At 66.4% G+C, this 23,824-nt stretch carries 19 protein-coding genes, 1 tRNA gene and 2 pseudogenes; 9 read left to right on the plus strand and 13 right to left on the minus strand.

Features of this window, described 5'->3' with window-relative positions; translation table 11 throughout:
* Window positions 1-289 precede the first annotated feature (289 nt).
* The gene (thiE, locus tag QZL87_RS09910) at window positions 290-940 is read right to left on the minus strand and encodes a thiamine phosphate synthase (RefSeq protein ID WP_295318784.1); all 651 of its coding nucleotides are present in this window, start codon (window positions 938-940) and stop codon (window positions 290-292) included.
* Between the two features lie 35 nt (window positions 941-975).
* On the opposite strand from thiE, the gene QZL87_RS09915 reads away from it, so the two are divergent.
* Window positions 976-1,374, plus strand: coding sequence for a hypothetical protein (locus QZL87_RS09915; RefSeq protein ID WP_295318787.1), 399 nt, complete (start codon window positions 976-978; stop codon window positions 1,372-1,374).
* A 53-nt stretch (window positions 1,375-1,427) separates the two neighbouring features.
* On the opposite strand, the gene QZL87_RS09920 is transcribed toward QZL87_RS09915, so the two are convergent.
* From QZL87_RS09920 to tkt, 5 genes are all read right to left on the minus strand, one after another.
* Window positions 1,428-2,084, minus strand: coding sequence for an O-methyltransferase (locus QZL87_RS09920; protein WP_295318789.1), 657 nt, complete (start codon window positions 2,082-2,084; stop codon window positions 1,428-1,430).
* Window positions 2,085-2,087: 3 nt separating this feature from the next.
* A complete protein-coding gene (locus QZL87_RS09925; RefSeq protein WP_295326836.1) occupies window positions 2,088-2,957 on the minus strand; it encodes a fructose bisphosphate aldolase in 870 nt (289 codons plus the stop codon).
* A gap of 100 nt (window positions 2,958-3,057) precedes the next feature.
* Window positions 3,058-4,254: a phosphoglycerate kinase gene (locus QZL87_RS09930; RefSeq protein ID WP_295318791.1), complete on the minus strand. Its 1,197-nt coding sequence runs from the start codon at window positions 4,252-4,254 to the stop codon at window positions 3,058-3,060.
* Window positions 4,255-4,395: 141 nt separating this feature from the next.
* Window positions 4,396-5,403 (minus strand): type I glyceraldehyde-3-phosphate dehydrogenase, encoded by a 1,008-nt coding sequence (gap, locus tag QZL87_RS09935; RefSeq protein ID WP_295318794.1) that lies wholly within the window; start codon window positions 5,401-5,403, stop codon window positions 4,396-4,398.
* Window positions 5,404-5,439: 36 nt separating this feature from the next.
* On the minus strand, window positions 5,440-7,464 hold the full coding sequence (gene tkt, locus QZL87_RS09940) for a transketolase (protein WP_295318797.1): 2,025 nt from the start codon (window positions 7,462-7,464) through the stop codon (window positions 5,440-5,442).
* A 157-nt stretch (window positions 7,465-7,621) separates the two neighbouring features.
* Between tkt and QZL87_RS09945 the strand changes: the two genes are divergently transcribed.
* From QZL87_RS09945 to QZL87_RS09960, 4 genes are all read left to right on the plus strand, one after another.
* Entirely contained in the window at window positions 7,622-7,828 is a 207-nt protein-coding gene (locus QZL87_RS09945; RefSeq protein ID WP_295318799.1) for a hypothetical protein, read from the plus strand.
* A complete protein-coding gene (locus QZL87_RS09950; RefSeq protein WP_295318800.1) occupies window positions 7,821-8,267 on the plus strand; it encodes a cell division protein ZapA in 447 nt (148 codons plus the stop codon). The genes QZL87_RS09945 and QZL87_RS09950 overlap by 8 nt, the downstream gene beginning before the upstream one ends.
* A 218-nt stretch (window positions 8,268-8,485) precedes the next feature.
* Window positions 8,486-9,079, plus strand: coding sequence for a 5-formyltetrahydrofolate cyclo-ligase (locus tag QZL87_RS09955; RefSeq protein ID WP_295318802.1), 594 nt, complete (start codon window positions 8,486-8,488; stop codon window positions 9,077-9,079).
* Window positions 9,076-9,321, plus strand: coding sequence for a DUF2842 domain-containing protein (locus QZL87_RS09960; RefSeq protein ID WP_295318805.1), 246 nt, complete (start codon window positions 9,076-9,078; stop codon window positions 9,319-9,321). Before QZL87_RS09955 ends, QZL87_RS09960 begins: the two co-directional genes overlap by 4 nt.
* 78 nt (window positions 9,322-9,399) lie before the next feature.
* On the opposite strand, the gene QZL87_RS09965 is transcribed toward QZL87_RS09960, so the two are convergent.
* Together QZL87_RS09965 and QZL87_RS09970 are read right to left on the minus strand one after the other, a co-directional pair.
* Window positions 9,400-9,476 (minus strand) — tRNA-Asp (locus tag QZL87_RS09965).
* 43 nt (window positions 9,477-9,519) lie between these two features.
* Window positions 9,520-10,746, minus strand: coding sequence for an AI-2E family transporter (locus QZL87_RS09970; RefSeq protein WP_295318807.1), 1,227 nt, complete (start codon window positions 10,744-10,746; stop codon window positions 9,520-9,522).
* A gap of 168 nt (window positions 10,747-10,914) precedes the next feature.
* On the opposite strand from QZL87_RS09970, the gene QZL87_RS09975 reads away from it, so the two are divergent.
* The 4 genes from QZL87_RS09975 to QZL87_RS09990 all read left to right on the plus strand — a co-directional run bounded on the left by QZL87_RS09975 (window position 10,915) and on the right by QZL87_RS09990 (window position 18,689).
* The gene (locus QZL87_RS09975) at window positions 10,915-11,916 is read left to right on the plus strand and encodes a hypothetical protein (RefSeq protein ID WP_295318810.1); all 1,002 of its coding nucleotides are present in this window, start codon (window positions 10,915-10,917) and stop codon (window positions 11,914-11,916) included.
* A gap of 11 nt (window positions 11,917-11,927) precedes the next feature.
* A complete protein-coding gene (locus QZL87_RS09980) occupies window positions 11,928-12,392 on the plus strand; it encodes a hypothetical protein (RefSeq protein WP_295318812.1) in 465 nt (154 codons plus the stop codon).
* 74 nt (window positions 12,393-12,466) lie between these two features.
* On the plus strand, window positions 12,467-13,534 hold the full coding sequence (locus tag QZL87_RS09985) for a hypothetical protein (protein WP_295318815.1): 1,068 nt from the start codon (window positions 12,467-12,469) through the stop codon (window positions 13,532-13,534).
* Between the two features lie 67 nt (window positions 13,535-13,601).
* Window positions 13,602-18,689 (plus strand): hypothetical protein, encoded by a 5,088-nt coding sequence (locus tag QZL87_RS09990; protein WP_295318817.1) that lies wholly within the window; start codon window positions 13,602-13,604, stop codon window positions 18,687-18,689.
* A gap of 122 nt (window positions 18,690-18,811) precedes the next feature.
* Here the strand turns inward: QZL87_RS09990 and QZL87_RS09995 are convergent.
* From QZL87_RS09995 to thyA, 5 genes and pseudogenes are all read right to left on the minus strand, one after another.
* Window positions 18,812-19,675: pseudogene (locus tag QZL87_RS09995) on the minus strand (dihydrolipoamide acetyltransferase family protein); the annotation flags it as partial.
* Window positions 19,676-19,759: 84 nt separating this feature from the next.
* Window positions 19,760-20,253: pseudogene (locus QZL87_RS10005) on the minus strand (biotin/lipoyl-containing protein); the annotation flags it as partial.
* A 4-nt stretch (window positions 20,254-20,257) separates the two neighbouring features.
* On the minus strand, window positions 20,258-21,286 hold the full coding sequence (locus QZL87_RS10010; RefSeq protein WP_295318819.1) for an alpha-ketoacid dehydrogenase subunit beta: 1,029 nt from the start codon (window positions 21,284-21,286) through the stop codon (window positions 20,258-20,260).
* Window positions 21,283-22,593: a 3-methyl-2-oxobutanoate dehydrogenase (2-methylpropanoyl-transferring) subunit alpha gene (locus QZL87_RS10015; protein ID WP_295318822.1), complete on the minus strand. Its 1,311-nt coding sequence runs from the start codon at window positions 22,591-22,593 to the stop codon at window positions 21,283-21,285. Before QZL87_RS10015 ends, QZL87_RS10010 begins: the two co-directional genes overlap by 4 nt.
* A 93-nt stretch (window positions 22,594-22,686) precedes the next feature.
* Entirely contained in the window at window positions 22,687-23,649 is a 963-nt protein-coding gene (gene thyA, locus QZL87_RS10020) for a thymidylate synthase (protein ID WP_295318824.1), read from the minus strand.
* Between the last annotated feature and the right edge of the window lie 175 nt (window positions 23,650-23,824).

Raw genomic sequence — 23,824 nt, forward strand, 5'->3', positions numbered from 1 at the left:
CGCATGGCCGAGCGCAAGCAAAAAGCCACGAACCGCAGTCCATTGGATCGAAACGCCAAAAGCGGCGGGCCGATGCTCTTTTGACGCATCGATCCAATATGCCTCCCGGCATCGATGCCATATCCCCGCCCATGATGAATATCGATCGTTCGAAGCTTACCCCGCCGCTCCCTCGCGGCAACGCAGCAACTTCGTCGCGCGGGGCGCCTTGCGCCGGCCTCTTTGGCTGGCGCAAGGATGCGGCGGCGGCGCCTGCACCCAAGAAGGCGCCGAAAACGCCCGGACGCGATTATCCGGCGGGCTGATTTTCGAGGATCGCCGCAAAGGCGCGCACCGCCGCGGCCGGGCCTTCGGGATGGGCCCAAACGCCGCCCGACACGGCAAGGAAGTCGGCGCCGGCCTCGACCAGAATCCGCGCATTGTCGGCCGTAATTCCGCCGATCGCGACGCACGGCAGTTCGAACAGGCCCTGCCACCATGTCAGTATTTCGGGCTCGGGATGATGCTCGACCGCCTTGGTCGTCGTGGGGAAGAAGGCCCCGAACGCGACATAGTCGGCACCCGCCTCGCCCGCCTCCATCGCGAGGTGGCGGCTGTCGTGGCACGTCACGCCGATCTGCGTGTCGGGACCCAGCAGGCGGCGCGCTTCCGTCGGATCGCCGTCGCCCTGCCCCAGATGGACGCCATCGGCCTTCAGCCGCTTCGCGAGCGCGACATCGTCGTTGACGATGAAGGCCACCTCGTGCGCGGCGCAAATCGCCTGCAACGGTTCGGCGAGCCGCGCCGCCTCGTGCTGGTCGATGCCCTTGACGCGAAACTGGAAAGCGGCGACGGGGCCGGCGGACAGCGCTTCTTCCAGCCGGGCCGGAAAATCGCCCCCGACGTCGAGCGGTGAAATGAGGTAAAGCTGGCAGGTTGGCGCGGTCGCTGTGGTGGTCATGGCGCGTTCATAGCGATGCGCTCACATGCGGGCAAATGCAGAACATCGTTCGCCTTGCCGCTATCGCCCTCCCCGCCGCCGTCGCGCTTTCGGCCTGCGTCACCACGGCCTCTGCGCCGCTCCCCGACGGCAGCGACGTCGCGCTCGGACAAAAGGCCTATGTCGATGGCCCGATCGTCCAGCCGGTCGAAGTCATCGAGGACAGCCGCTGCCCGATGAACGCGCGCTGCGTCTGGGCCGGCCGCGTGCGGGTGAAGATGGTCTGGATTCGCGGCAATGGCGAAAAACAACCGTTCGAGGTCACGCTCGGCGAGCCCACCCATCTCGCCGACGGCCAGTTCACGCTCGAATCGGTGCGGCCCGAAAAACGCACCGATGCGATGATCAAACCCGGTGATTACCGCTTCTCGTTCCGCTTCGCTGGCGGACTATAGCCACCCTCCCTTTCTCGTCATCCCGGCGGAGGCCGGGATGACGGAAATAGAGGCTAGCGCACCCGCGCCAGCACGAAGCCGTCCCACTTCTTCGCACCGACCGTCTGCACCGCGGTCGCATCGAGGCGCGCATCGGTGCTCAGCATGTCGAACAGCGCGCGTGTGCCGATGATGCGCTCGTCATCGCTCGCCGCATCGAGCACCCCGCCCTCGCGCACGACATTGTCGACGATGAGCGTCGTGCCGGGGCGGCCGAGCCGGATCGCTTCCTCGACATAGTGCGCATTGTTCTGCTCGTCGGCGTCGATGAAAACGAAGTCGAACGGCGCTTCACCGGTCATCGCGGCAAGGCTGTCGGCCGCAGGGCCGACGCGGATGTCGACTTTGCCCGAAACGCCCGCATTTTCGAGATTCTCACGCGCGACCAGCGCATGATGCGTTTCGAGTTCGAGCGTCACCAACTCGCCGCCGTCCGGCAGCGCCCGCGCCAGCCAGATCGTCGAATAACCGCCGAGCGTTCCGATTTCGAGGATGCGCTTCGCCCCGGCGACCTGCGCGAGCAGGAACAGCATCTTGCCTTGCGCCGGCGACACGTCGATCGGCGGCAGGCCTTGGGCACCGTTATTCACGAGAGCGGCGGCAAGCGCGCCATCGGCGCCCAGCAATTTACCGGCGATATAATCGTCGACGGCTTGCCACCTCTCTCCCATCACCTAGGCCACGGAGGCCGCGTGAATTTCGTCGATCGCGCTGCCAAGCGAATTGTTGAATTCCTCGTCATTCATCTGGTGACGAAGGTCTTCCAGAAGAGCGCGGCTGAAGCTCGCGATGATGCCCGGGTTCTTCGCCAGCTCGACGCACGCCTCGGGGCGCGCGAAACCGCCCGACAGCGCGACGACGCGCAGCACCTTCGGATGATCGACGAGCGGCTGGAACAGCCCCGCCTCGGTCGGCAGCGAGAGTTTCAGCATGACCGGCGCGCCGGTCCAAGCGTCGAGCGCCGCGATCAGTTCCTTGAGCAGCAGGCGATCCGCCGCGTCACGCTCGGCGCTCTTGATATTCACCTCGGGCTCGATGATCGGGACGAGACCATGCGCCGCGATGCGCTTCGCTTCGGCGAACTGCTGCTCGACGATCGCCTTGATGCCGGCGGGATTGGCAAGATTGACGACGCTGCGCATCTTGGTGCCGAACACGCCCTTCGCAACCGCGCGTTCGCACAGATCGTCGAGGCCCGGGTTCGCCTTCATCAGCTGGACGCCATCGGCTTCGTCCTCAAGCCCCTTGTCCACTTTAAGGAACGGCACCACACCGCGCTCCCACAGCAGCGCCGGAACCGCCTTGCCGCCCGCCTCGCCGTCCATCGTGCGCTCGAACAGGATCGCGCCGATCACCTTCTCGCCGTTGAAGCAGGGCGCGGTGACGATGCGGCTGCGCATGTCGTGGATCAGGCCGAACATCTCCTCGTCGTTCGAAAAGGCGTCGGCTTCGATGCCATAACCCTTCAATGCCTTGGGCGTCGAACCGCCGCTCTGGTCGAGCGCGGCGATAAAGCCCTGCCCCGATTTGATCTGGTCGAGCATGGCGGCATGGACGGTGGTCATAAGATCTCCGGTTGTTTGCATACGTATGTGGCGGTGCGCATAGCGACCCCATGGACAGGATGCAATGCGGGCGGAAGTTCTAGGCCTTCAGCGCATCGACGCCCGGCAACGGCTTGCCTTCCATCCATTCGAGGAAGGCGCCGCCGGCGGTCGAAACGAAGCTGAAGTCGCCGGCGACGCCGGCATGGTTGAGCGCCGCGACGGTATCGCCTCCCCCGGCAACCGAGATCAACGAGCCTTCGCGCGTCAGCGCGGCGGCGGTCTTGGCAAGCGCGACGGTCGCCGCGTCGAAGGGCGGCGTTTCGAACGCGCCGAGCGGGCCGTTCCACACGAGCGTGCGGCAATTCTTGAGGACATCCGCCAAGGCTTCGACCGCAGCGGGGCCGACGTCGAGGATCATCTCGTCGGCGGCGACCTCGTGGACGTTGACGGTGCGCGTCGGCGGATTCGGCGCAAACTCCTTGGACACCACGACGTCATAGGGCAGATGGATCGTGCAGCCCGCCGCATCGGCAGCGTCGAAGATCGCGTTGGCGGTGTCGACCAGATCATGCTCGCACAGCGACTTGCCGACGTCGACCCCGCGCGCGGCGAGGAAAGTATTCGCCATGCCGCCGCCGATGATCAGATGATCGACCTTGCCGACTAGGTTCTTGAGCACGTCGATCTTGCTCGACACCTTGGCGCCGCCGACGACCGCAGCCACCGGATGCGCTGGATTGCCGAGCGCGGCGTCGAGCGCCTTCAGTTCGGCCTCCATCGCGCGGCCCGCATAGGCCGGCAACCGGTGCGCGACGCCTTCGGTCGAGCCGTGCGCGCGGTGCGCGGCCGAAAAGGCGTCGTTGACATAGAGGTCGCCGATCTCGGCGAGCCCGTCGGCGAAGGCCGGGTCGTTCCTTTCCTCGCCGGGATAGAAGCGCGTGTTTTCGAGCACCGCGACGTCGCCCGCCGCGAGCACCGCGACGCCCGCCTTCGCGCCTTCGCCAATGGCTTCGGGAATGAACATCACGCCGTGCCCGAGCACATCCTCGACGCCGCCCATCACAAGGCTCAGCGACTGCGTCGGGTTCTTCGCACCCTTCGGCCGCCCGAAATGCGCGAGGAGCAGAACGATCGCGCCCTTGTCCGACAGCTCGCGGATCGTCGGCATCGCCGCGTGAATCCGCGTCGCGTCGCTGACCGCGCCATCGATCATCGGAACGTTGAGGTCGACGCGCACGAGCACGCGCTTGCCGGTGACGTCACCGATGTCGTCGAGGGTTTTGAACGCGGTCATCTGCTTGTCACTCCATTGCCCGACGCTGTGCCCCCGCGAAGGCGGGGGCCCATCTCCTGCGCTTTCGTCCTCCGCCACCGTCCTGCTATCTGGATAGGGTCGGTGATGGGCCCCCGCCTTCGCGGGGGCACACGGATAGTCCTACAGCAGCTTGGCGATCGCGCCCGCGGTATCGACCATGCGGTTCGAGAAACCCCATTCATTGTCATACCAGCTGACGACGCGGACGAGCTTGCCTTCGAGCACCGAAGTTTCGAGGCTATCGATCGTCGAGCTCGCCGGGCAGTGGTTATAATCGATCGAAACGAGCGGTTCGTCCGAATAGGCGAGAACGCCCTTCAATGCGCCTTCCGATGCGTCCTTCAGAATCTTGTTCACTTCCTCGACGCTCGTGTCGCGCTTCGGGTTGAAGGTCAGGTCGACGAGGCTGACGTTCGGCGTAGGCACGCGGACCGACGAGCCGTCGAGCTTGCCCTTGAGTTCGGGCAGCACCTCGCCGACCGCACGCGCGGCGCCGGTCGTCGTCGGGATGATCGACATCGCCGCCGCACGCGCGCGGCGCTTGTCGGGGTGGATCTGGTCCAGTATCTTCTGGTCGTTGGTGTAAGCGTGGATCGTCGTCATCAGCCCGCGCTCGATGCCCAGCGTGTCGTTGAGCACCTTGGCGACCGGCGCGAGGCAGTTGGTCGTGCAACTGGCGTTCGAGACGACGACATGCTCAGCGGTCAGCTTGTCGTGATTGACGCCGTACACGACGGTCAGGTCGGCTCCCTTGGCAGGGGCGGAGATCAGCACGCGCTTGGCGCCCGCGGTCAGATGCTTCGACGCGCTGTCGCGATCGGCGAAAAAACCGGTGCATTCAAGCGCGATGTCGACGCCCAGTTCGGCGTGCGGCAGGTTCGCCGGATCACGCTCGGCGCTGACGCGAATGCGCTTCCCGTCGACGACCAGAAAATCGCCGTCGGCGCTGACATCGCCCGGGAACGGTCCATGGACGCTGTCGCGCTTGAACAGCAGCGCGTTCGACTTGGCATCGCCCAGGTCGTTGATCGCGATGAGTTCGAGCCCGCAGTCGGGGCGTTCGAGGATGGCGCGCGCCACGAGGCGGCCGATGCGTCCGAAACCGTTGATTGCGACTTTCACTGCCATGTCAGGGAGTCCTTTCTGCGAATGGGCGGCCGGTCCTTAATCGTTCAGCCGTGCCAGGATCTGGGGTGCGATAGCATCGGCGGTAAGGCCGAAATGCCTGAATAGGTCTTCAATCGGCGCCGAGGCGCCGAAGCTGTCGATGCCGAAGCGCAGGCCGTGACGGCCGGTATAGCGTTCCCAGCCGAAGGTCGTGCCCGATTCGGCGGACATTATCGTGGTCCAGCCGAAGGTCGTGCCCGCCTCGATCGACACGATCAGCGCATCGTCGGGCAGAATATCGGCCTGATACGCCGCATCCTGCTCGTCGAACAATTCGGTCGAGACCATCGAAATGACGTCGGCGCCATGGCCCGCGGCCTCGATCTTCTCGGCGACTTCGAGTGCGAGCGACACTTCGGAACCCGTTGCGACGAGCACGACCTTGCGACCCGCCGACGCACCGCGCAGGCGATAACCGCCCTTGGCGCAAAGATTTTCGGTGACGTCATGACGCAGCGGCGGGAGGTTCTGGCGGGTCAGCGCGAGCAGCGACGGCCGGTCCTCCTGCGCCAGCGCGAGCGCCCAGCATTCGGCGGTCTCGACTGCGTCGGCGGGGCGCATAACGAGCAGGTTGGGCATCGCGCGCAGCGACTGGAGATGCTCGATCGGCTGGTGCGTCGGACCGTCCTCGCCGAGCCCGATGCTGTCGTGCGTCATCACATAGACGGTGCGCTGGCGCTGGAGCGCCGACAGGCGAATCGCGGCGCGGCAATAATCGGCGAACACCAGGAAGGTGCCGCCATAGGGCACGACGCCGCCATGCAGCGCCATGCCGTTCATCGCCGCCGCCATGCCGAACTCGCGGATGCCATAATAGATATAGCGGCCCGAATAATCGTCCTTCGTCAGCGGCTTGGTCGACGATGTTTTGGTGTTGTTCGAACCAGTGAGGTCGGCGCTGCCGCCCACCAGCGACGCGATGTCGGCGGTGAGCGCGCTCAGCGCGTTTTCCGACGCCTTGCGCGTCGCGACCTTCGGCGGCTCGGCGACGAGCCCGTCGAGATAGGCCTTGAAGGCGTCGCCCGGAATGACCTTGCCGCTAAGACGCGCTTCGAAATCGGTTTTCTTATCGCTATTTGCGAGCCGATCATTCCATTCAGCGTGAAGTTTCTTGCCCTTCTCGCCAAATGCTGCCCAGGCCGATGCGATGTCGCCCGGGATGACGAACGGCTCGGCGGTCCAGCCGAGTTCCCCGCGTGCCGCCGCGATCTCGTCGGCGCCGAGCGGGGCGCCGTGGGTTGCCGACGTCCCCTGCTTGTTCGGCGCGCCGAAGCCGATGATCGTGCGGCACGCGATCAGCGATGGGCGCGGATCGGCGAGCGCGGCGTCGATCGCGCGGCGAATGTCGGCGGAATCATGGCCGTCGCAGCTTTCGACATGCCAGCCCGTCGCGGCATAGCGCGCCTTCACATCCTCGCTCGTCGACAGGTCGGTCGAGCCGTCGATGGTGATCTTGTTGTCGTCCCACAGCACGGTCAGGCGCCCAAGGCCGAGGTGGCCGGCGAGACCGATCGCTTCGTGGTTGATGCCTTCCATTAGGCAGCCGTCGCCGGCGATCACCCAGGTGCGATGATCGACGAGATCGTCGCCATAGATGGCATTCAGATGCCGCTCGGCGATCGCCATGCCGACCGCGGTCGCGAGCCCCTGCCCCAGCGGCCCGGTCGTCGTCTCGACGCCTTCGAGCTCGAAATTCTCGGGATGCCCCGCGCACGGGCTGCTCAGCTGGCGGAAATTGCGGATGTCGTCGATCGTCGGCCGCGCATAGCCAGCCAGATGCAGCGTCGCATAGGCGAGCATCGAGCCATGCCCCGCCGACAGCACGAATCGGTCGCGATCGGCCCATTTCGGATCGCTCGGATCGAACTTCAGATAGTCCGAATAGAGCACGGTGGCGACGTCGGCCATGCCCATCGGCATCCCGGGATGGCCGCTGTTCGCGGCCTGTACGGCGTCCATCGCAAGCGCGCGGATCGCGTTGGCGAGTTGACGTTCGGCCAAATGACCTTCGGGATATGTCATGAGTCCCCCGGGAAAGGATGTGAAGATGACCGGATTCGGTGGGGACAGCCCTTTGCGGGGGCGGGGCCGGGAGTCAACCGCTTGCGGCACAAATTCTGGCGCGTTTCGGCGCGGAGAGGCGATTGCACGCCTCCACGCGCGCTGCTAACCCTTGGGCATGGAACTCGATCTCGACGAATCCAGCCTGGCTATCGGCCGTATCGAACGCGCGCTCAGCCGCATCGAAAAGGCCCTGGCCGACCGGGCGAACCGCCCCGCCCCGGCGATTGCCGCCCCCCCCGCCGATCAGTCGGCGCTGAAAGCCGAAGTCGCCGCCGTCATCGGCGAGCTCGACCGGCTGATCGCGGAGGCCGACCGTGGCTGACGTCAAGCTGACCATCGCGGGCCGTCCCTATGACGTCCACTGCGCCGACGGGCAGGAAGCGCAGCTGGCCCAGCTCGCCGCGGTCGTCGATGAAAAGGTCCGCGCGATGCCGGGCGGAACCGAGGTTCGCCAATTGCTGTTCGCGGCGCTCATGCTCGCCGACGAGATGCAGGAAGCCCGCGGCAAGGTCGAAAAGACCGAACCGCAGTCCGATTCGCTGCGCGCGGCGGTCGCGCTCGCCGAGAGCCGCGAAGCGCAGGCGCGCGACGAACTGAAAGCCGCCGTCGCGCGCGAGCAGGACGCGATCAACGCATTGGAGGCCGCGCGGCAAAATGCCGCGACCGCGGCGCCTGCCGCCAATCCGTCGCACGACCGGGCGCTGCTGCAGATTGCAGACCGGATCGAAAGCCTCGCCGCGAAAGTCGAGCAACTCCCTTGAGCAAACAAGGCCACGCCCCTACATAGGGGACGGCGGGCACTGCCCTGCACGAGCCGCTGCGAATATCCCTGAGGCGATACATCATCCAAGGGAGCTGTCCCTGCCCGGACCCTGGTCCGACGTATATGGTTCCCACCTGACGTTACTGGCGTCAGAGGATTTTCCGGCAAACGACTATGGTGGTCCCGCCAACCAGCCATCAAGCTCCCGAGGAGGCGATGACCGACCTGTCCGCCGACCTCATCCAGCAGAAGCGGAAATTGCGCGAGCGGCTGCGCTTCCGGCGGCGGCATTTCGCCGCCAATCTCGACGGCATGGCGCGATTGGCCGCTTTCCGCGTGCTCCCCGAGCCGCTTTCCGCGCTTCTCGCCGATCATGGCGTCATCGGCGCCTATGTCGCATTGGGCGACGAGCCCGACATCCTGCCGATGTTCGCGGACCTCGGCGAAGCCGGCGCGCTTGCCCTGCCCCACCATGCCGGGCGGATCGCTGAAATGTCGTTCCGCCGCTGGCGTCCGGGCGAGTCGCTCGAAAAGGGCCCATGGGGCACGCAGCAGCCCGGCGACGATGCGCCGCTGGCGACGCCCGGCCTCATCTTCTGCCCGCTCGTCGGTTTCGACCGCCGCGGCGGCCGGATTGGTCAGGGCGGCGGCCATTACGACCGCTATTTCGCCGCGCACCCAGACGCGCTGCGCATCGGTATCGGCTGGTCGGTGCAGGAAATCGACGCTACGCCGCGCGAATCGACCGATGTCGCGCTCGACGCGATATGGACCGAGCAGGAATTTATCCTTTGCGGAGATCGTTTGTGAATCAGGACAGCCAGGATCGGTTCAACGGCAATCCACAGCCCAGCTGGCGCAAGCCCGCGGGCATGTTCCTGATCCTCGCGCTGATCGCGGGCTGGACCGCGATCGTCGTCAGCCTTTCGCCCTGGGTCGGCACCTGGCCGGTGCTGGTGCAGGCGGTCTTCTATCTCGTGGCGGGGATCCTATGGATCGCGCCGCTGAAGCCGCTGCTGCGCTGGATGGAACTGGGGACTTGGCGCCGCTGAGGCGCGGCGCCAGTCTAAAATTTCCGGTGATGGAAAATCCCAAACTGCGGTGACCATTCCGTCCAGAAAGACGAGGAATGGCGCGAGTGACGGGGCTCGAACCCGCGACCTCCGGCGTGACAGGCCGGCACTCTAACCAACTGAGCTACACCCGCGTGTGCTTGGGAGCCGCGCCAATATGGCCCCTGCTCCGACCTGTCAACCGTCGCTTTCATCATGCGTGCGATTTAATCGATCGCGCACCTCGTCGGTGGTGGTCAGCGTGCCATGTTCGAACAGGAAACCCGCGAGATCTGGCGTCCCCGTCGACGCAAGCACCGTCTGCAAAATCAGCAGCAAGGGAACCGCGAGCAGCGCGCCCGGCGTCCCCCACACCCATCCCCAGAAGCTCAATGACACAAGAATGAGCAGCGGATTGATCGTCAGCCGCTTGCCGAGCACGAGCGGCGTGATCAGATTCGCCTCGACCAGATGCACGCCGATGAAGATCAGCGCGGGCAGCAGCGCGAGCCCGACCGCGTCGAAGGTCATCAGTCCGCCGAGCCCCAGCAGCACCGCGGCGACGATCGGCCCCAGATAGGGCACGAAATTGCAGATGCTGACGATCCCGCCCCACATGAAAGGCGACGGCATCCCCAGCGCCCAGAGCAGCAACGCGACGGTGAGGCCGAGAATGGCGTTGATCATCGTGATCGTCGCCAGATAGTCAGCGGTCGCATCGACGACATTCTGGATCACGCGCGCGGTCTGCATCGCGCCGTCGAAGCTGCCGCGCCGGCGAATCGTGCCTTGGCGCAGCCGGGTCCAGCCCGCGAGGAAGAAGAAGATGACGAGCACCGCGAAAAACAGCTGGATCGCCGCCGAGGGCGCCGACGAGATGAAATAGTCGACGACCGATGTCGGCGCGGTCGCGGCGACCGCCTGCGCGGTCGCCTCGGTGCCGCTGGCGACCGAGGCCAGCGTGCGATCGACGAAGCGTTGCAGCGTCGAATAAAAGTCGATGAGCGGCGCGAGGTTGCTCTGGATGCGCGGAATCGATTCGGGAATGCGCGCGAACCAGCCCGTCGCCGGCACGACGATGATCGCGAGCGCCGCGTTGATGATCGCAAGAAAGGTCGCGAGCGCGAAAAACGCCGCGAGCGCCGATGGCAGCCCGCGACGCTCGAGCCATTCGAGCAGCGGCACGAGCGCGATCGCGATAACGATGGCCGCGGTGAGCGGCAGGAAGAATTCGGCGCCGGCCTGCAAGGCGAAGGGCAGACCGAGGCAAAAGGCGGCGCCGAGGATCAGCGCCAGCGCGGCGAGAAGCCGGTCGCGGCGGAAATCGTCGATCTCGATCTGGTGCAGCGGATGGACGCGCGGCGGATGCACATCCTTGCTGCCCCGGTCCTCCGCCACCCCTTTTCTCCTCGTCAACCGCTTCATCTTACGCGCGCTTTATGTCCCGCGCCAGCCGCCGTGTTGGTGTCCGCGCGAATGCGGCGCATGTCCCTATTTGGAACAAAACACCGCTTCCTACCTGCCTTTTAACCAGAAATTACCCTTTATCGGCGACTGACGGCTCCAAGGACCAACCTGTTCGGAGTCAAAATGATGATGATAGCGCCTGTGGGGGGCGCGAAGCATCGGCTTCTTCCCTCTTGTTCAACCCTTGCCCTGCTCGCCGCGCTTGCGCTGCCGATGCAGGCGGAGGCCGCCGGCACACGCGCCGGCTCGACCATCAGCAACACCGCGAGCGCGAGCTTCGATACCGGCGGCGGCACGACCACGGTCGCTTCGAACCGTATCGACCTGCTCGTCGACGAACTGCTCGACGTCACCGTCGCTTCGGGCAATCCGGGCGACGTGCCGACAACGCCCGGCGCGACGGGGCAGGTGCTCACCTTCTCGGTCACGAACAGCGGCAACGGCGCCGAAGCCTTCGGGCTCAGCGCGATCGTCAACGCCGGCGGCGACGATTATGATCCCGTCGTCACCCAAATCTATCTCGACAATGGCGACGGCCTCTTCGATTCGGGCACCGACACGCTCTATACGGCGGGCGCGAACGATCCGTCGCTCGACCCCGATCAGAGCGTCACCGTCTTCGTCCTCGCGACGACGCCGGGCTCGACCGCCGACGGCCATCGCGGCATCGTCAGCCTCGCCGCCGCCGCGAAGACCGGCACCGGCGATCCCGGCGACAGCTTTGCGGGACAGGGCGAAGGCGGCGGCGATGCCGTCGTCGGCACGACCGGCGCCGATGGCGAGGACGCCGGCGCCTTCCTCGTCTCGGCCGCGACGGTCACGCTCGTCAAATCGGCGGTCGTGACCAACTCGCTGAGCACCGCCGATCCGATCCCGGGCGCGACGATTACCTATACGATCGTCGCCACCGTCGCGGGCAGCGGTTCGGTGAGCGGCCTCGCGATCACCGACGATATTCCGGCGGACACCGCCTATGTCCCCGGCTCGATCACGCTTGGCGGCGGCGCTCTCACCGACGCGGCCGATGCCGACGCGGGCGATTATAACGGCACGCGGATCAGCGTCGCGCTCGGCACCGTCGCCGGCGGCCAGACCCGCACCGTCACCTTCCAGACCACGATCGATTGATGGAGATGCCCATGCGCACCCGCCTCTTCTTTCTGCTCGCCACGCTGATGCCCGGCCCCGCGCTCGCCGCGAATCAGGTCGCGCTCGACAATCATGTCTTCGTCGAGCGCGTTTCGACCGACGCCGAGGGCAGGCAACGCATATTGCTCGAAGAACCGAAGGTCGTCGTTCCCGGCGACCGGCTCGTCTTCGTGCTCAACTATCGCAACGCCGGCGCGCAGCCGGCCGACAAGTTCGTCGTCACCAACCCGATGCCCGCGGCGGTTCGCTTCGCGGATGCCGGCGACGCGCAGCCCTTCGTCTCGGTCGATGGCGGCAAGCAGTGGGGACTGCTTTCCGACCTCAGCGTTCCGATGGCGGACGGCGCGCGCCGCGCCGCGCAACCCGCCGACGTGACGCATATCCGCTGGGCCTTTCAGAACCCGATACCGGTCGGCGGCACGGGCAAGCTCATGTTTCGGGGAGTTGTCAAATAGCGAAGTGAAACAAGCCGCTTGACGGTCGCCAGCGGTGGGGAAACGGCGACCATATAAAGCCCAGGAGCTCAGCTATGACCAGCAAGCTGACTTATATGGGTGCCATCGGTCTGACGGCGCTTTCGAGCGTCGCCGCCGCGCCGGCCTTTGCCGCCGGCACGACCGCGGGCACCACGATCACCAATACCGCCACCGTCGACTATCAGGTCGGTGGCGTCGCGCAGGGCCAGCAGTCGGCGTCGAACAATTTCACCGTCGACCGCAAGATCAACCTGCTCGTCGAGGAAGTCGCCGATCTCACCACGACCGTCGTACCCGGACAGGCGAATGCCGTCACGACATTCGAGCTGACGAACCTGTCGAACGAGACGCTCGATTTCGCGCTCACGGCGACGCAAATCGCCGGCGGCACGGCTTCCCACGGCGGCACCGACAGCTTCGACGCCGATAATGTCCGCATCTATCGCGACAACACCGCGTCGGGGACGATCGGCAGCTGGGACGCGGGCGACACGCTGATCACCAATTATATCGACGAGCTCGTCGTCGATACGGCCATTCGCCTGTTCGTCGTCGCCGACATTCCGGCCGGCCTTGCCAACAATGCGGTCGCCGGCGTGACGCTACGCGCCACGGCGCGCGAAGGCGGAACCATCGGCGCGCAGGGCGCGGCGATCACCGAAACCACCGGCGCCAATACCGCCGGCAAGGACACGGTCTTCGCCGACGTCACGGCCGGCGTCGCGGGCGACGCGGCACGCGACGGATCGCACAGCGACAATGACGATTATACGGTGCAGACCGCGACATTGACGGTCACGAAGTCCAGCCGCATCATCTCGGACCCCGTCAACGCGACGAGCAATCCGAAGCTGATCCCCGGCGCGGTTATCGAATATTGCATCGCGGTCGCCAACACCGGCAGCGCCGCTGCGACCTCGGTAGTGATCACCGACCCGGTTCCGGGCCAGCTGACGTTCAATGCGGGGTCGATCCTGCTCGGCGGCACGGTCACCAGCGGGACATGCGATTTCAACGGCGCGACCGGTGGCAGTTATGCGGCGCCGAACGTGTCGGGCACGATCGCCTCGATCGCCGCGGGCACCGCCAGCACGCTCGTTTTCCGCGCGACCGTCAACTGATCGGGTAACGAACGGGGCTGCGGGCGATCCGGCAAAGCCGGCGTCCGCGGCCCCCTTCGGGGCTTGCATGGCACTCCGCACGACCTTTTCCGGCTTCGTGACCGCCCTGGTCGCGGCAGCACTGCTGCCCGCGCCGGGCATGGCGCAGGCGCGGGTGATCACGAACACCGCTTCGGCGCAGTGGACGCATGAGGGGCGTCCCGGCCAGATGCTGTCGAATCGCGTCGACGTGACCGTGAGCCCGCGGCCGCCCCAACGCCCGGCGATCGCCACCTATCGCCTGACCAACGGCGACGGCACCAGATCGGTGCCAGTCGCGCCGACGCAGTGCAACCGCGCCGCCGCGCGCGCCGCGACCAGCACCATCGATCTCGGCGGTGTCTATTCAGGCATTTCGACCGCCCCGGCATCGCTGCAAAGCACTGATAGCTTCCGCGCCGGCGAAGTGCTGGTGGTCGGGGTCACGCTCGCGTCGGCCAATATCGACCCGGCGGCGCGCGACACCCTCTCGGTCGCTCTCGAACTCGAAAACGGCGACCGCGAACAGATCACCCTGACCGAGAGCGCCGCCGACAGCGGCGAATTCGTCGGCCTCATCAACACGATCGGCGTCCCGCCGGCGGTGACGCAAGGCGACTGCCGCCTGTCGGTCGAGCCCGGTGCGCCGCTGGCATTACGCGTCACCGATCAGGCGAACGCCAACCTCGTCGCGCTCGCGATGATCAATTTCCTCGTCGATCCCTTCGGAATCGTGTTCGACAGCGGCGACGGCGCCGCCGTTCCGGGCAGCCGGGTCACCATCGTCGATGCCGCGACCGGCCAGCCCGCTCCAGTGTTCGGCGATGACGGCGTCTCGGCCTATCCCTCCAGCGTCGTCACCGGCCAGCGCGTCACCGATGCCGGCGGCACCGTCTATGACTTTCCGCCGGGCGACTACCGCTTTCCCTTCGTTGCGCCGGGCAGCTACCGCCTGGTCGTCGAGCCGCCTGCGCCCTTCGCCGCGCCTTCACAATCGAGCGCCGCCGATCTGGCCGGTTTGCGCCGCCCCGACGACAGCCAGCCGTTCGAGATCACCGGCGCGAGCTACGGCGGCATCTTCACATTGAGCAGCCCAGCCCCGGTGCGCGTCGACATCCCGGTCGATCGGCCCGGCGTGCCGCTGGTCCTGCGCAAGACGACATCGACGCAGGTCGCAGTGCCCGGCGACATCGTTCAGTATCGGATCGAGGTGGCGAACAGCGACACCCGCCGCGGCACCGGCACCGTGACGGTGCGCGACGTACTGCCCGCCGGGATGCGGCTGCGCGCCGAAAGCGTGCGCATCGACGGCGTCCGCGCCGACGCCGTCGTCCAGGCGAACGGCCGCGAGTTCGCGATCTCCCTGCCCGGTATCGCCCCTTCGGGCGCACATCTGCTCACCTATCTCGCCGAAGTCGTCGTGTCGGCGCGGCCCGGCAACGCGCTCAACCGCGCGAGCGCGACCGACAACCGCGGAACGCCGAGCAATATCGCCGAGGCGACGATCGCGATCAAACGCGACCAGCTCGGCGACCGCATGACGATCATCGGTCGCATCACCGACGGCGGCTGCCGCGTCGATCCCGGCAAGGCCGATGGCATCATGGGTGTCCGCGTGATGCTGCAGGAGGGCAGCTACACCGTCACCGACGAGGACGGCCGCTATCATTTCGAAGGCGTACGGCCGGGCCTGCACGTCGTGCAGATCGACCCGTCGACCCTGCCGCTCGACCGCGAAGCCATCGACTGCGCGCGTTCGGCGCAAAGCGCCGGCAGCGCGATCTCTCGCTTCGTCGAAGGCCGCGGCGGCGCTCTGAAACGCGCCGATTTTCGCGCCGCGCCGAGTGCGCCGCGCGCGGCGCCGAAAACGGCTGCGGTCGAGGCGGCGAAGGTTCTGAGCGACCCGGAGGCCGCCGGCGCGGGCCGCGACTGGCTTGCGGGGCAGGCGCCGGGCATCGGCTGGCTCTTTCCTGAAACCGACCATAATCCGCGCGCGAAGACGATCCGCGCCGCGATCAAGCACGCACCGGGACAAACGGTGTCGCTCCGCGTCAACGGCAAGCCCGTCGACCCGCTGACCTTCGAGGGCGTCGGCAAATCGGCCAACGGCGCCGTCGCGGTCAGCCTGTGGCGCGGGCTCGAGATTCGCGAGGGCGAAAACCGCCTTCTCGCCGAGGTGAAGGGCGCGGGCGGCGCCCTGATCGAGACGCTCGAACGCACGGTTCACTATTCGATCACTCCGATGCGCGCGACGCTGATCCGCGAACGGTCGGTGCTGATCGCCGACGGTATCACGCGCCCGGTGATCGCGGTGCGGCTGACCGACCGCGACGGCCAGCCGGTCCGGGCGGGACTCACCGGCGATTTCAGCGTTCCCGCCCCCTATTATCCGGCGGTCGAGGCCGATGCGCAGCAGGCACGCCAACTCGCAGGGCTGGAGCGTGCGCAACCGGTTTGGAAGGTCGACGGCGACGACGGCATCGCGACGATCGAACTCGAACCGACGACCGCGTCGGGCACGCTCGCGATCGACTTCACTTTCCGCGACGACAAGGTGACGCGCAAGCAGGTGATCGAGACCTGGCTCGATCCTGGCAACCGCCCGTGGACCGTCGTCGGTTTCGCTGCCGGAACGCTCGGCTACAACACGCTCGACGACCGGATGGAGCCGGTGGCGGAGACGACGGGCGAGCTCAACGCCGACGCGCGCCTCGCGCTCTATGCCAAGGGCCGCGTGCTCGGCAAATGGCTGATGACGCTCGCCTACGACAGCGACAAGGACCAGGACGACGCGCGCTTCGGCGGCGTGATCGACCCGCGCGCCTATTATACCATCTATGCCGACCGCAACGAGACGCGCCACGACGCCGCCTCGGTGCGCAAGCTCTATCTGCGCCTCGAACGCCCGCAATTCTACGCGATGTTCGGCGACATCGAGACAGGGATTTCCGAACCCGAGCTCGCCCGCTATCAGCGCGCGCTCAACGGCGGCAAGGCCGAGTATCGCGGACGCAACCTCGCCGCGACCGCTTTCGCCGCCGACACGCCCTATCGCTTCCGCCGCGACGAGATTCAGGGCAACGGCCTCACCGGCCCCTATCAGCTTGGCGCACGCGACATATTGCCGAACAGCGAGCGGATCATCATCGAGACGCGCGACCGGCTGCACAGCGAGCGCATCGTCGCCAGCGTCAGCCTGTCGCGCCACGTCGATTACGACATCGACTATCTGGCGGGCACGATCCGTTTTCGCGAACCCGTGCTCAGCCGCTCGTCGGCGCTCGATCCGCAGTTCATCGTCGCCGAATATGAGGTCGATGGCGTCGGGCAGCGCGTGCTCAATGCGGGCGGGCGCGTCAGCTACCAATCCGATGACGAGACATTGCGCGTCGGCGCGACCTTCATCCACGACGAAGACGGCAACGCCCGGACCAATCTCGGCGGGATCGACGCGCGCTATCGCCCGGCGATCGAAACCGAGCTGCGCGCCGAACTCGCGGTCAGCGACGCCAAGGCCACGAACGGCAATGCCGCCGCCAGCGGCACCGCGAAGGCATGGCTGGTCGAGGCCGAACATCATAGCGGCAACGCCGACCTCCTCGCCTATGTCCGGACGCGCGAGGCGGGCTTCGGCACCGGCCAGCTCAACAGCAGCGAGAATGGCACGCGCAAATTCGGCTTCGACGCCCGCCTGAAAGCCAGCCGCACCCTGTCGGTGACCGGCAGCGCGTGGCAGGAGGATTATCTGGAAACCGGCGCCCGCCGCCGCGCCGCCCGCGCGCTGATCGAATATGACAATGGCACGAGCGCGGCGCGCGCCGGGCTGACTCATGCCGACGACCGGCTGACCGACGGCACGCGCAACCGCTCGAACATCGTCCAGCTCGGCGCGACGCAACGCCTGTTCGCCAATCGCCTCGAACTCGACGCGCAGACCGAATTCGCGCTCGGCGGGAAGGATGCGAGCATCGATTTTCCGTCGCGCCACCGCCTCGGCGCGCGCTTCGCGGTCAGCCGCGACGTCAATCTCGTCGGCAGCTACGAGATCGCCGGCGGCGATACGATCGAGGCGCGGACCGCGCGGCTCGGTTTCGACCTGGCGCCCTGGTCGGGCGCGCGATTGCTCGCGACCGCGAACCGGCAGGAGATCGGCGAATATGGCCCGCGCAGCTTCGCCGCCTATGGCCTGTCGCAGTCGTTGAAGCTCGGGACGCGCTGGTCGGTCGATGTCTCGGTCGACGGCAACCGCACGATCGGCGGCATCCGCGCGCGCGACGTCCTCAACCCCGAACAGCCTGTCGCATCGGGCGGATTCCTCGGCGGCAACAATGTGCTGACCGAGGATTTCGTCGCGATCAGCACCGGCGCCACCTATCGCGCCGACCGCTGGACGCTGACGGGCCGCGCCGAATATCGCAATGGCGAGATCGCCGACCGCACTGGCCTGACGCTCGGCGGGCTGCGTCAACTCGGCGAGGGCCGCGCCCTGGGCGCGCTTTTCACCTATGCCAGGGCGAGCGGCCGCGGCCCCGCGCCGACGACCGAAGTCATCCAGTTCGAGACGAGCTGGGCGCACCGCCCCGCCGCATCGCGCGTGTCGTGGCTGGGCAAGGGCGAGTTCCGCTCGGACAAGGTCCGCGATGCAGTCGCGGGACAGGCCGGGCCGATCGGCGGGGCGGCGCTGACGATCGACGGCGACGCGACGAGCCGCCGTCTGCTGGGTAGCCTGTCGGTGAACTGGACGCCGCTAGGCAGCCGCGGCGCGCGCGGCATGTGGTACGAGCGCGCCGAAATCGGCATCTTTTGGGGCACGCGCTACAATTTCGACCGCTTCGGCGAGGACGATGTCAAAGGTTGGTCGAACCTGATCGGCGCCGACCTCCGCTTTCTCGGCGAGCATGTCGATGTCGGCGCGTCGGGCACGGTGCGCGTCGGCACCGATGCCGACACGGTGAGCTGGGCGGGCGGCCCGACGCTGACGTTTGCGCCGATGAAGAACGCCAACGTCACGTTGGGCTATAATTTCGCGGGCTTCCACGACCGCGATTTCGAAGACGCGCGCTTCGCGCGCTCGGGCGCCTATGTGACCTTCAAGCTGAAGTTCGACCAGACGAGCTTTGCGGGGCTGGGATTATAGTCAGAGACGGGAGCCATAAATAGCCGTCGCCCCCGCGCAGGCGGGGGCCGCAATCGGCCTTGCTCAGCGGCGAAGGCAATAAACTTCCAGCGGCCCCCGCCTTCGCGGGGGCGACGGTTTTCTCAATCCGCGAACAACAGCACGGGCGTTTCGATCAGCTTCTTCAATGCCTGCACATAGCTCGCCGCATCCCAGCCATCGACGACGCGATGGTCGCAGCTGATCGACAGGTTCATCAGCTTCGCGCGGCGGATGTCGTCACCGTCAAAGACCGGCCGCTCAACGATCTTGTTCGGACCGATGATCGCGACCTCGGGCCGGTTGATCACCGGCGTCGTCGCGATGCCGCCGAGCGGGCCGAGCGAGGTAACGGTCAGTGTGCCGCCAGTGAGTTCCTCGACCTTCGCCTTGCCCGTGCGAGCAGCGTCCGCCAGGCGGCTGATCTCGCTCGCGAGCTGCCAGACATTCTTGTCCTGCGCGTCGCGGATCACCGGGACCATCAGCCCCGCGTCGGTCTGCGTCGCCATGCCGAGATGCACCGCGCCGTGGCGCGTCACCACGCCGGCCTCGTCGTCGTAGCGCGCGTTGATCATCGGGAACTCAGGGATCGTCCGGCAGATCGCGACGATCAGGAAGGGCAGCATCGTCAGCTTCGGGCGATTGCCGCGATTTTCGTTGAGGCCGGCGCGCATTTCCTCGAGCGCGGTGACGTCCATTTCCTCGACATAGGTGAAGTGCGGGATCGCGCGCTTCGACGCCGCCATATTCTCTGCGATCTTCCGGCGCATGCCGATGACCTTGACCGGCTCGTCGGCACGGGCACGCGACGCGCCGGGCGCGTGATAACCCTGCCCGCCGCTGTAGCGGAGGAAGGCGTCGAGGTCGGCGTGACGGACGCGGTCGCCGTCGGCATGGACCTGCGACAGATCGACGCCGAGATCCTTGGCGCGCGCACGGACGGCGGGGGAAGCGAGCACGGCCTTAGCCCCCCTCCCGCTTGCGGGAGGGGCCGGGGGAGGGCTTGTTTCGTTTATAACCGGGCGGACGCGGTCGCCGTCGGCATGGACCTGCGACAGATCGACGCCGAGATCCTTGGCGCGCGCACGGACGGCGGGGGAAGCGAGCACGGCCTTAGCGCCGGGGCGGGGGGAGGGCTTGTTTCGTTTATAACCGGCGTCGGGGCGGGTTCGACAGGCCCTCCCCCAGCCCCTCCCGCAAGCGGGAGGGGAGCTTCTTCGGCCACCGAAACCTCTTCGGGCCCCGGCGTTTCCGCGACAACTGCCTCCTCGACCGCCTCTTCAGCCGGCGCTTCCGCAGCTTCCCCATCGGTCTCGATCACCGCGAGCGTCGAGCCGATCGCCACCATGTCGCCGACCTCGCCCGCCAGTTCGACGACGACGCCCGAAACCGGCGATTCCATTTCGACCGTCGCCTTGTCGGTCATCATGTCGGCGAGCTGCGCGTCTTCCTCGACGCGTTCGCCTACACGCACGTGCCAGGCGACGATCTCGGCCTCGGCGATGCCTTCGCCGATGTCGGGCAGACGGAATGAATAGCGGGCCATGGCGTCAGTCCTTCAATATCTTGGTCAGCGCGGTCGCGATGCGCACCGGGCCGGGGAAATAGGCCCATTCGAGGCTATGCGGATAAGGCGTGTCGAAACCGGTCACGCGCTCGACCGGCGCCTCGAGATGATAAAAGCAGCGTTCCTGCACCAGCGCCGCGAGTTCGGCGCCGAAACCCGAGGTGCGCGTCGCTTCGTGAATGATCAGGCAGCGCCCGGTCTTCTTCACCGACGCTTCGATCGCCTCGATGTCGAGCGGCAGCAGCGTGCGCAGGTCGAGGATTTCGGCATCGATGCCCATTTCCTCGACGATCGTTTTGGTCACATGAACCATCGTGCCATAGGCGAGGATCGTCAGCGCCTCGCCCGCGCGCACGGTCGCCGCCTTGCCGAGATCGATACGGTAATAGCCCTGCGGAACCGCGCTCGCCTCATGCTTCGACCAGGGTTCGACCGGACGGTCGTAATAGCCGCTGAACGGGCCGTTGTAGATGCGCTTGGGTTCGAGGAAGACGACGGGGTCATTGTCCTCGATCGCCGCGATCAGCAGCCCCTTGGCGTCATAGGGGTTCGACGGGATCACCGTCTTCACGCCGCAGATATGCGTCATGATGCTTTCGGGCGACTGGCTGTGCGTCTGGCCGCCGAAGATGCCTCCCCCAAACGGAGTACGCACCGTCATCGGACAGATATAATCGTTCGCCGAACGATAGCGCAGCCGCGCCGCCTCGCTGACGAGCTGGTCGAGCCCTGGGTAGATATAGTCGGCGAACTGGATTTCGGGCACCGGGCGCAGGCCATAGGCGCCCATCCCCACCGCGACGCCGATGATGCCGCATTCGTTGATCGGCGTGTCGAACACCCGCGTCTTGCCATGCTTTTTCTGCAAGCCCGCGGTCGCGCGAAAGACGCCGCCGAAATAGCCGACGTCCTCGCCCATCACGACGGTCGCGGGATCGCGCTCGAGCATGACGTCCATGGCGCTGTTGATCGCCTCGATCATGTTCATCGTTTTGATGTCGCCGCTCATCATTCGGGTTTCCAGTTGGGGCCGAACTTGGCCTCTTGCTCGGCGAGCATCTGCGCGCACTGCTCCCTGAGGTGCCAGGGCATCTCCTCGAACACGTCCTCGAACATCGTCTCGAACGGCTGGTGCATGCCGTGGCCGAGAATACCAAGCTTTTCCGACTGCTTCTGGGTCGTCTTGACCAGCTCGTCGAGTTCCTTCGCCTGCGCCTCGTGACGCTCGCCATCCCATTCGCCGAGCGCCTCGAGATGCTGGCGAAGCCGCGCGATCGGATCGCCGAACGGCCAGGCGGTCGCCTCGTCGGCGGCGCGATAGGCGCTGGGGTCGTCCGAGGTGCTGTGGCCTTCGCTGCGATAGGTGAAATGCTCGATCAGCGTCGGCCCATTGTTCGTCCGCGCGCGGTCCGCCGCCCATTGCGTCGCGGCATAGACCGCGAGCGGATCGTTGCCATCGACGCGCAGTCCCGCAATGCCGTAACCCACGGCGCGCGCCGCGAAAGTCGTGCGCTCGCCGCCGGCAAAGCCCGAGAAGCTCGAAATCGCCCACTGGTTGTTGACGACGTTGAAGATGACCGGCGCATTATAGACGGTCGCGAAGGTCAGCGCCGAATGGAAGTCGCCCTCCGCCGACGAGCCTTCGCCGCACCACACGGTGGCGATCCGGCTGTCGCCCTTCGATGCCGACGCCATCGCCCAGCCGACCGCCTGCGGATATTGGGTCGCGAGGTTGCCCGACACGCTGAAAAAGCCATGCTCGGGCGCCGAATACATGATCGGAAGCTGGCGCCCGAGCAAATGGTCGCCGCGGTTCGAATAGATCTGGTTCATCATCTGGATCAGCGGATAATCGCGCGTGATCAATATGCCCTGCTGGCGATAGCTGGGGAAAACCATGTCGGTCCGGTCGATCGCCATCGTCGAGGCGACCGAGGTCGCTTCCTCGCCGGTGCTCTTCATATAGAAGCTGGTCTTGCCCTGCCGCTGCGCGCGGAACATGCGGTCGTCGAACGCGCGCACCAGCATCATGTTGCGCAGCATCGCGCGCAGCCGCTCGGGCGCCAGCTTCGGATCCCACGGCCCCTTGGCTTCGCCGTCGAAATCGAGCACGCGGACGAGGCCGTAGCAAAGCTCGCGCATCGCGTCGGGCTTGGTCGCTTCGCCGGGGCGCGGCGTCGCCTCGACGGCGGGAACCGCAATATCGCCGAAGTCGGGCGTGTCGCCGGGACGATAGCGCGGTTCGGGGATATGAAGCGACAGCGGCGGCAAATTGCTCGCCGGGCGCCCCGCCTCCCTTTGGGGGGTCGTCTCAGGCATATCTTCTTCCCTTCGCGCGCGAATCGTGCGCCTAGTTATATTTCAACGTGGCGACATATTATTACTGTCGCCATACGAATGCAATGCCGGCGGTCAGACCGCCACGGGCGCGGAAATATGCGCTTGCGGCGCATAATCCTCGACCGTGAAATCCTCGAACCTGTAATCGAATATGCTTGCGGGCCGGCGAAGGATACGCAGCTTCGGCGCGCCCTCGGGAACGCGCCGCAACTGCTGCTCGACCAGATCGGCGTGATTGAGATAGAGATGCACGTCGCCGCCGGTCCAGACGACTTCATGCGCGGTGAGATCGCACACCGCGGCGATCATCCGCGTCAGCAGCGCCGCCTCGAAAATGTTGAACGCGAAGCCGAGACCGAGGTCGCACGACCGCTGAAAGAGCAGGCACGACAGCCCGCCATCGCTGCGGACGTGGAACTGATAGGTCATATGGCAGGGCGGCAGCGCCATGCGATCGAGATCGGCGACGTTCCAGCCGGTGAAGATATGCCGGCGCGACCCCGGATTGTTGCGAAGCGAATCGACCAGCGCCGCAATCTGGTTATGCCCTTGCTCGGCGCGGCGGAAGAGCCCCTCGCCTGCCGGTTCGTAGCGCGGCCAGTTCACCCATTGATGCCCGTAAACCGGCCCGAGATCGCCCCACTTCGCGGCGAAGTCCGCGTCGGCGACGATCCGCGCCTCGAAATCCTCGGCGCTGATCGCCTCGCCCGTTTCGCGGCGATATGTGTCGAGCGGCCAGTCGGTCCATATCCTGACACCCTGCGCCACCAGCGGCCGGATATTGGTGTCGCCGGTCAGGAACCACAGCATCTCGCGCAGCGCGGTCTTCCAATAGACGCGCTTGGTGGTCAGCAGCGGAATCGCATCGTCCTTCAGCGAGAATCGCATCGTCTCGCCGAACAGCGAGCGCGTGCCGACGCCGGTGCGATCGACGCGCTCGTCGCCCTCGACCCAGATGCGGCGCATCAGGTCGAGATATTGCAGTTCATAATGGATGGAATCAGACACGACGCGCTCCCGCTTTTGCCGTCTCATTGCTAGGCCCCGCGCCCCACGCGGACAAGGGACCAGCGGGAATGCGCCTATAAAGCCTCCGATGCGGGGCAGTCGCGCGTTGGGAATCGCGCGCGCCGGGCGCATGGGTCCCCGGATGAGCCTGTTCGAGCCCGTCGGCAGAAGGCCGGAGCCCTCCGCACCGGCCGGATTCGTG

The organism is uncultured Sphingopyxis sp. (assembly GCF_900078365.1).
Taxonomy (GTDB): domain Bacteria; phylum Pseudomonadota; class Alphaproteobacteria; order Sphingomonadales; family Sphingomonadaceae; genus Sphingopyxis.

Coding starts and splice junctions, on each gene's coding strand:
- thiE (WP_295318784.1), bottom strand. CDS start 940: ATGACCACCACAGCGACCGCGCCAACCTGCCAGCTTTACCTCATTTCA.
- QZL87_RS09915 (WP_295318787.1), top strand. CDS start 976: ATGCAGAACATCGTTCGCCTTGCCGCTATCGCCCTCCCCGCCGCCGTC.
- QZL87_RS09920 (WP_295318789.1), bottom strand. CDS start 2,084: ATGGGAGAGAGGTGGCAAGCCGTCGACGATTATATCGCCGGTAAATTG.
- QZL87_RS09925 (WP_295326836.1), bottom strand. CDS start 2,957: ATGCTCGACCAGATCAAATCGGGGCAGGGCTTTATCGCCGCGCTCGAC.
- QZL87_RS09930 (WP_295318791.1), bottom strand. CDS start 4,254: ATGACCGCGTTCAAAACCCTCGACGACATCGGTGACGTCACCGGCAAG.
- gap (WP_295318794.1), bottom strand. CDS start 5,403: ATGGCAGTGAAAGTCGCAATCAACGGTTTCGGACGCATCGGCCGCCTC.
- tkt (WP_295318797.1), bottom strand. CDS start 7,464: ATGACATATCCCGAAGGTCATTTGGCCGAACGTCAACTCGCCAACGCG.
- QZL87_RS09945 (WP_295318799.1), top strand. CDS start 7,622: ATGGAACTCGATCTCGACGAATCCAGCCTGGCTATCGGCCGTATCGAA.
- QZL87_RS09955 (WP_295318802.1), top strand. CDS start 8,486: ATGACCGACCTGTCCGCCGACCTCATCCAGCAGAAGCGGAAATTGCGC.
- QZL87_RS09970 (WP_295318807.1), bottom strand. CDS start 10,746: ATGAAGCGGTTGACGAGGAGAAAAGGGGTGGCGGAGGACCGGGGCAGC.
- QZL87_RS09975 (WP_295318810.1), top strand. CDS start 10,915: ATGATGATAGCGCCTGTGGGGGGCGCGAAGCATCGGCTTCTTCCCTCT.
- QZL87_RS09980 (WP_295318812.1), top strand. CDS start 11,928: ATGCGCACCCGCCTCTTCTTTCTGCTCGCCACGCTGATGCCCGGCCCC.
- QZL87_RS09985 (WP_295318815.1), top strand. CDS start 12,467: ATGACCAGCAAGCTGACTTATATGGGTGCCATCGGTCTGACGGCGCTT.
- QZL87_RS09990 (WP_295318817.1), top strand. CDS start 13,602: ATGGCACTCCGCACGACCTTTTCCGGCTTCGTGACCGCCCTGGTCGCG.
- QZL87_RS10010 (WP_295318819.1), bottom strand. CDS start 21,286: ATGATGAGCGGCGACATCAAAACGATGAACATGATCGAGGCGATCAAC.
- QZL87_RS10015 (WP_295318822.1), bottom strand. CDS start 22,593: ATGCCTGAGACGACCCCCCAAAGGGAGGCGGGGCGCCCGGCGAGCAAT.
- thyA (WP_295318824.1), bottom strand. CDS start 23,649: ATGAGACGGCAAAAGCGGGAGCGCGTCGTGTCTGATTCCATCCATTAT.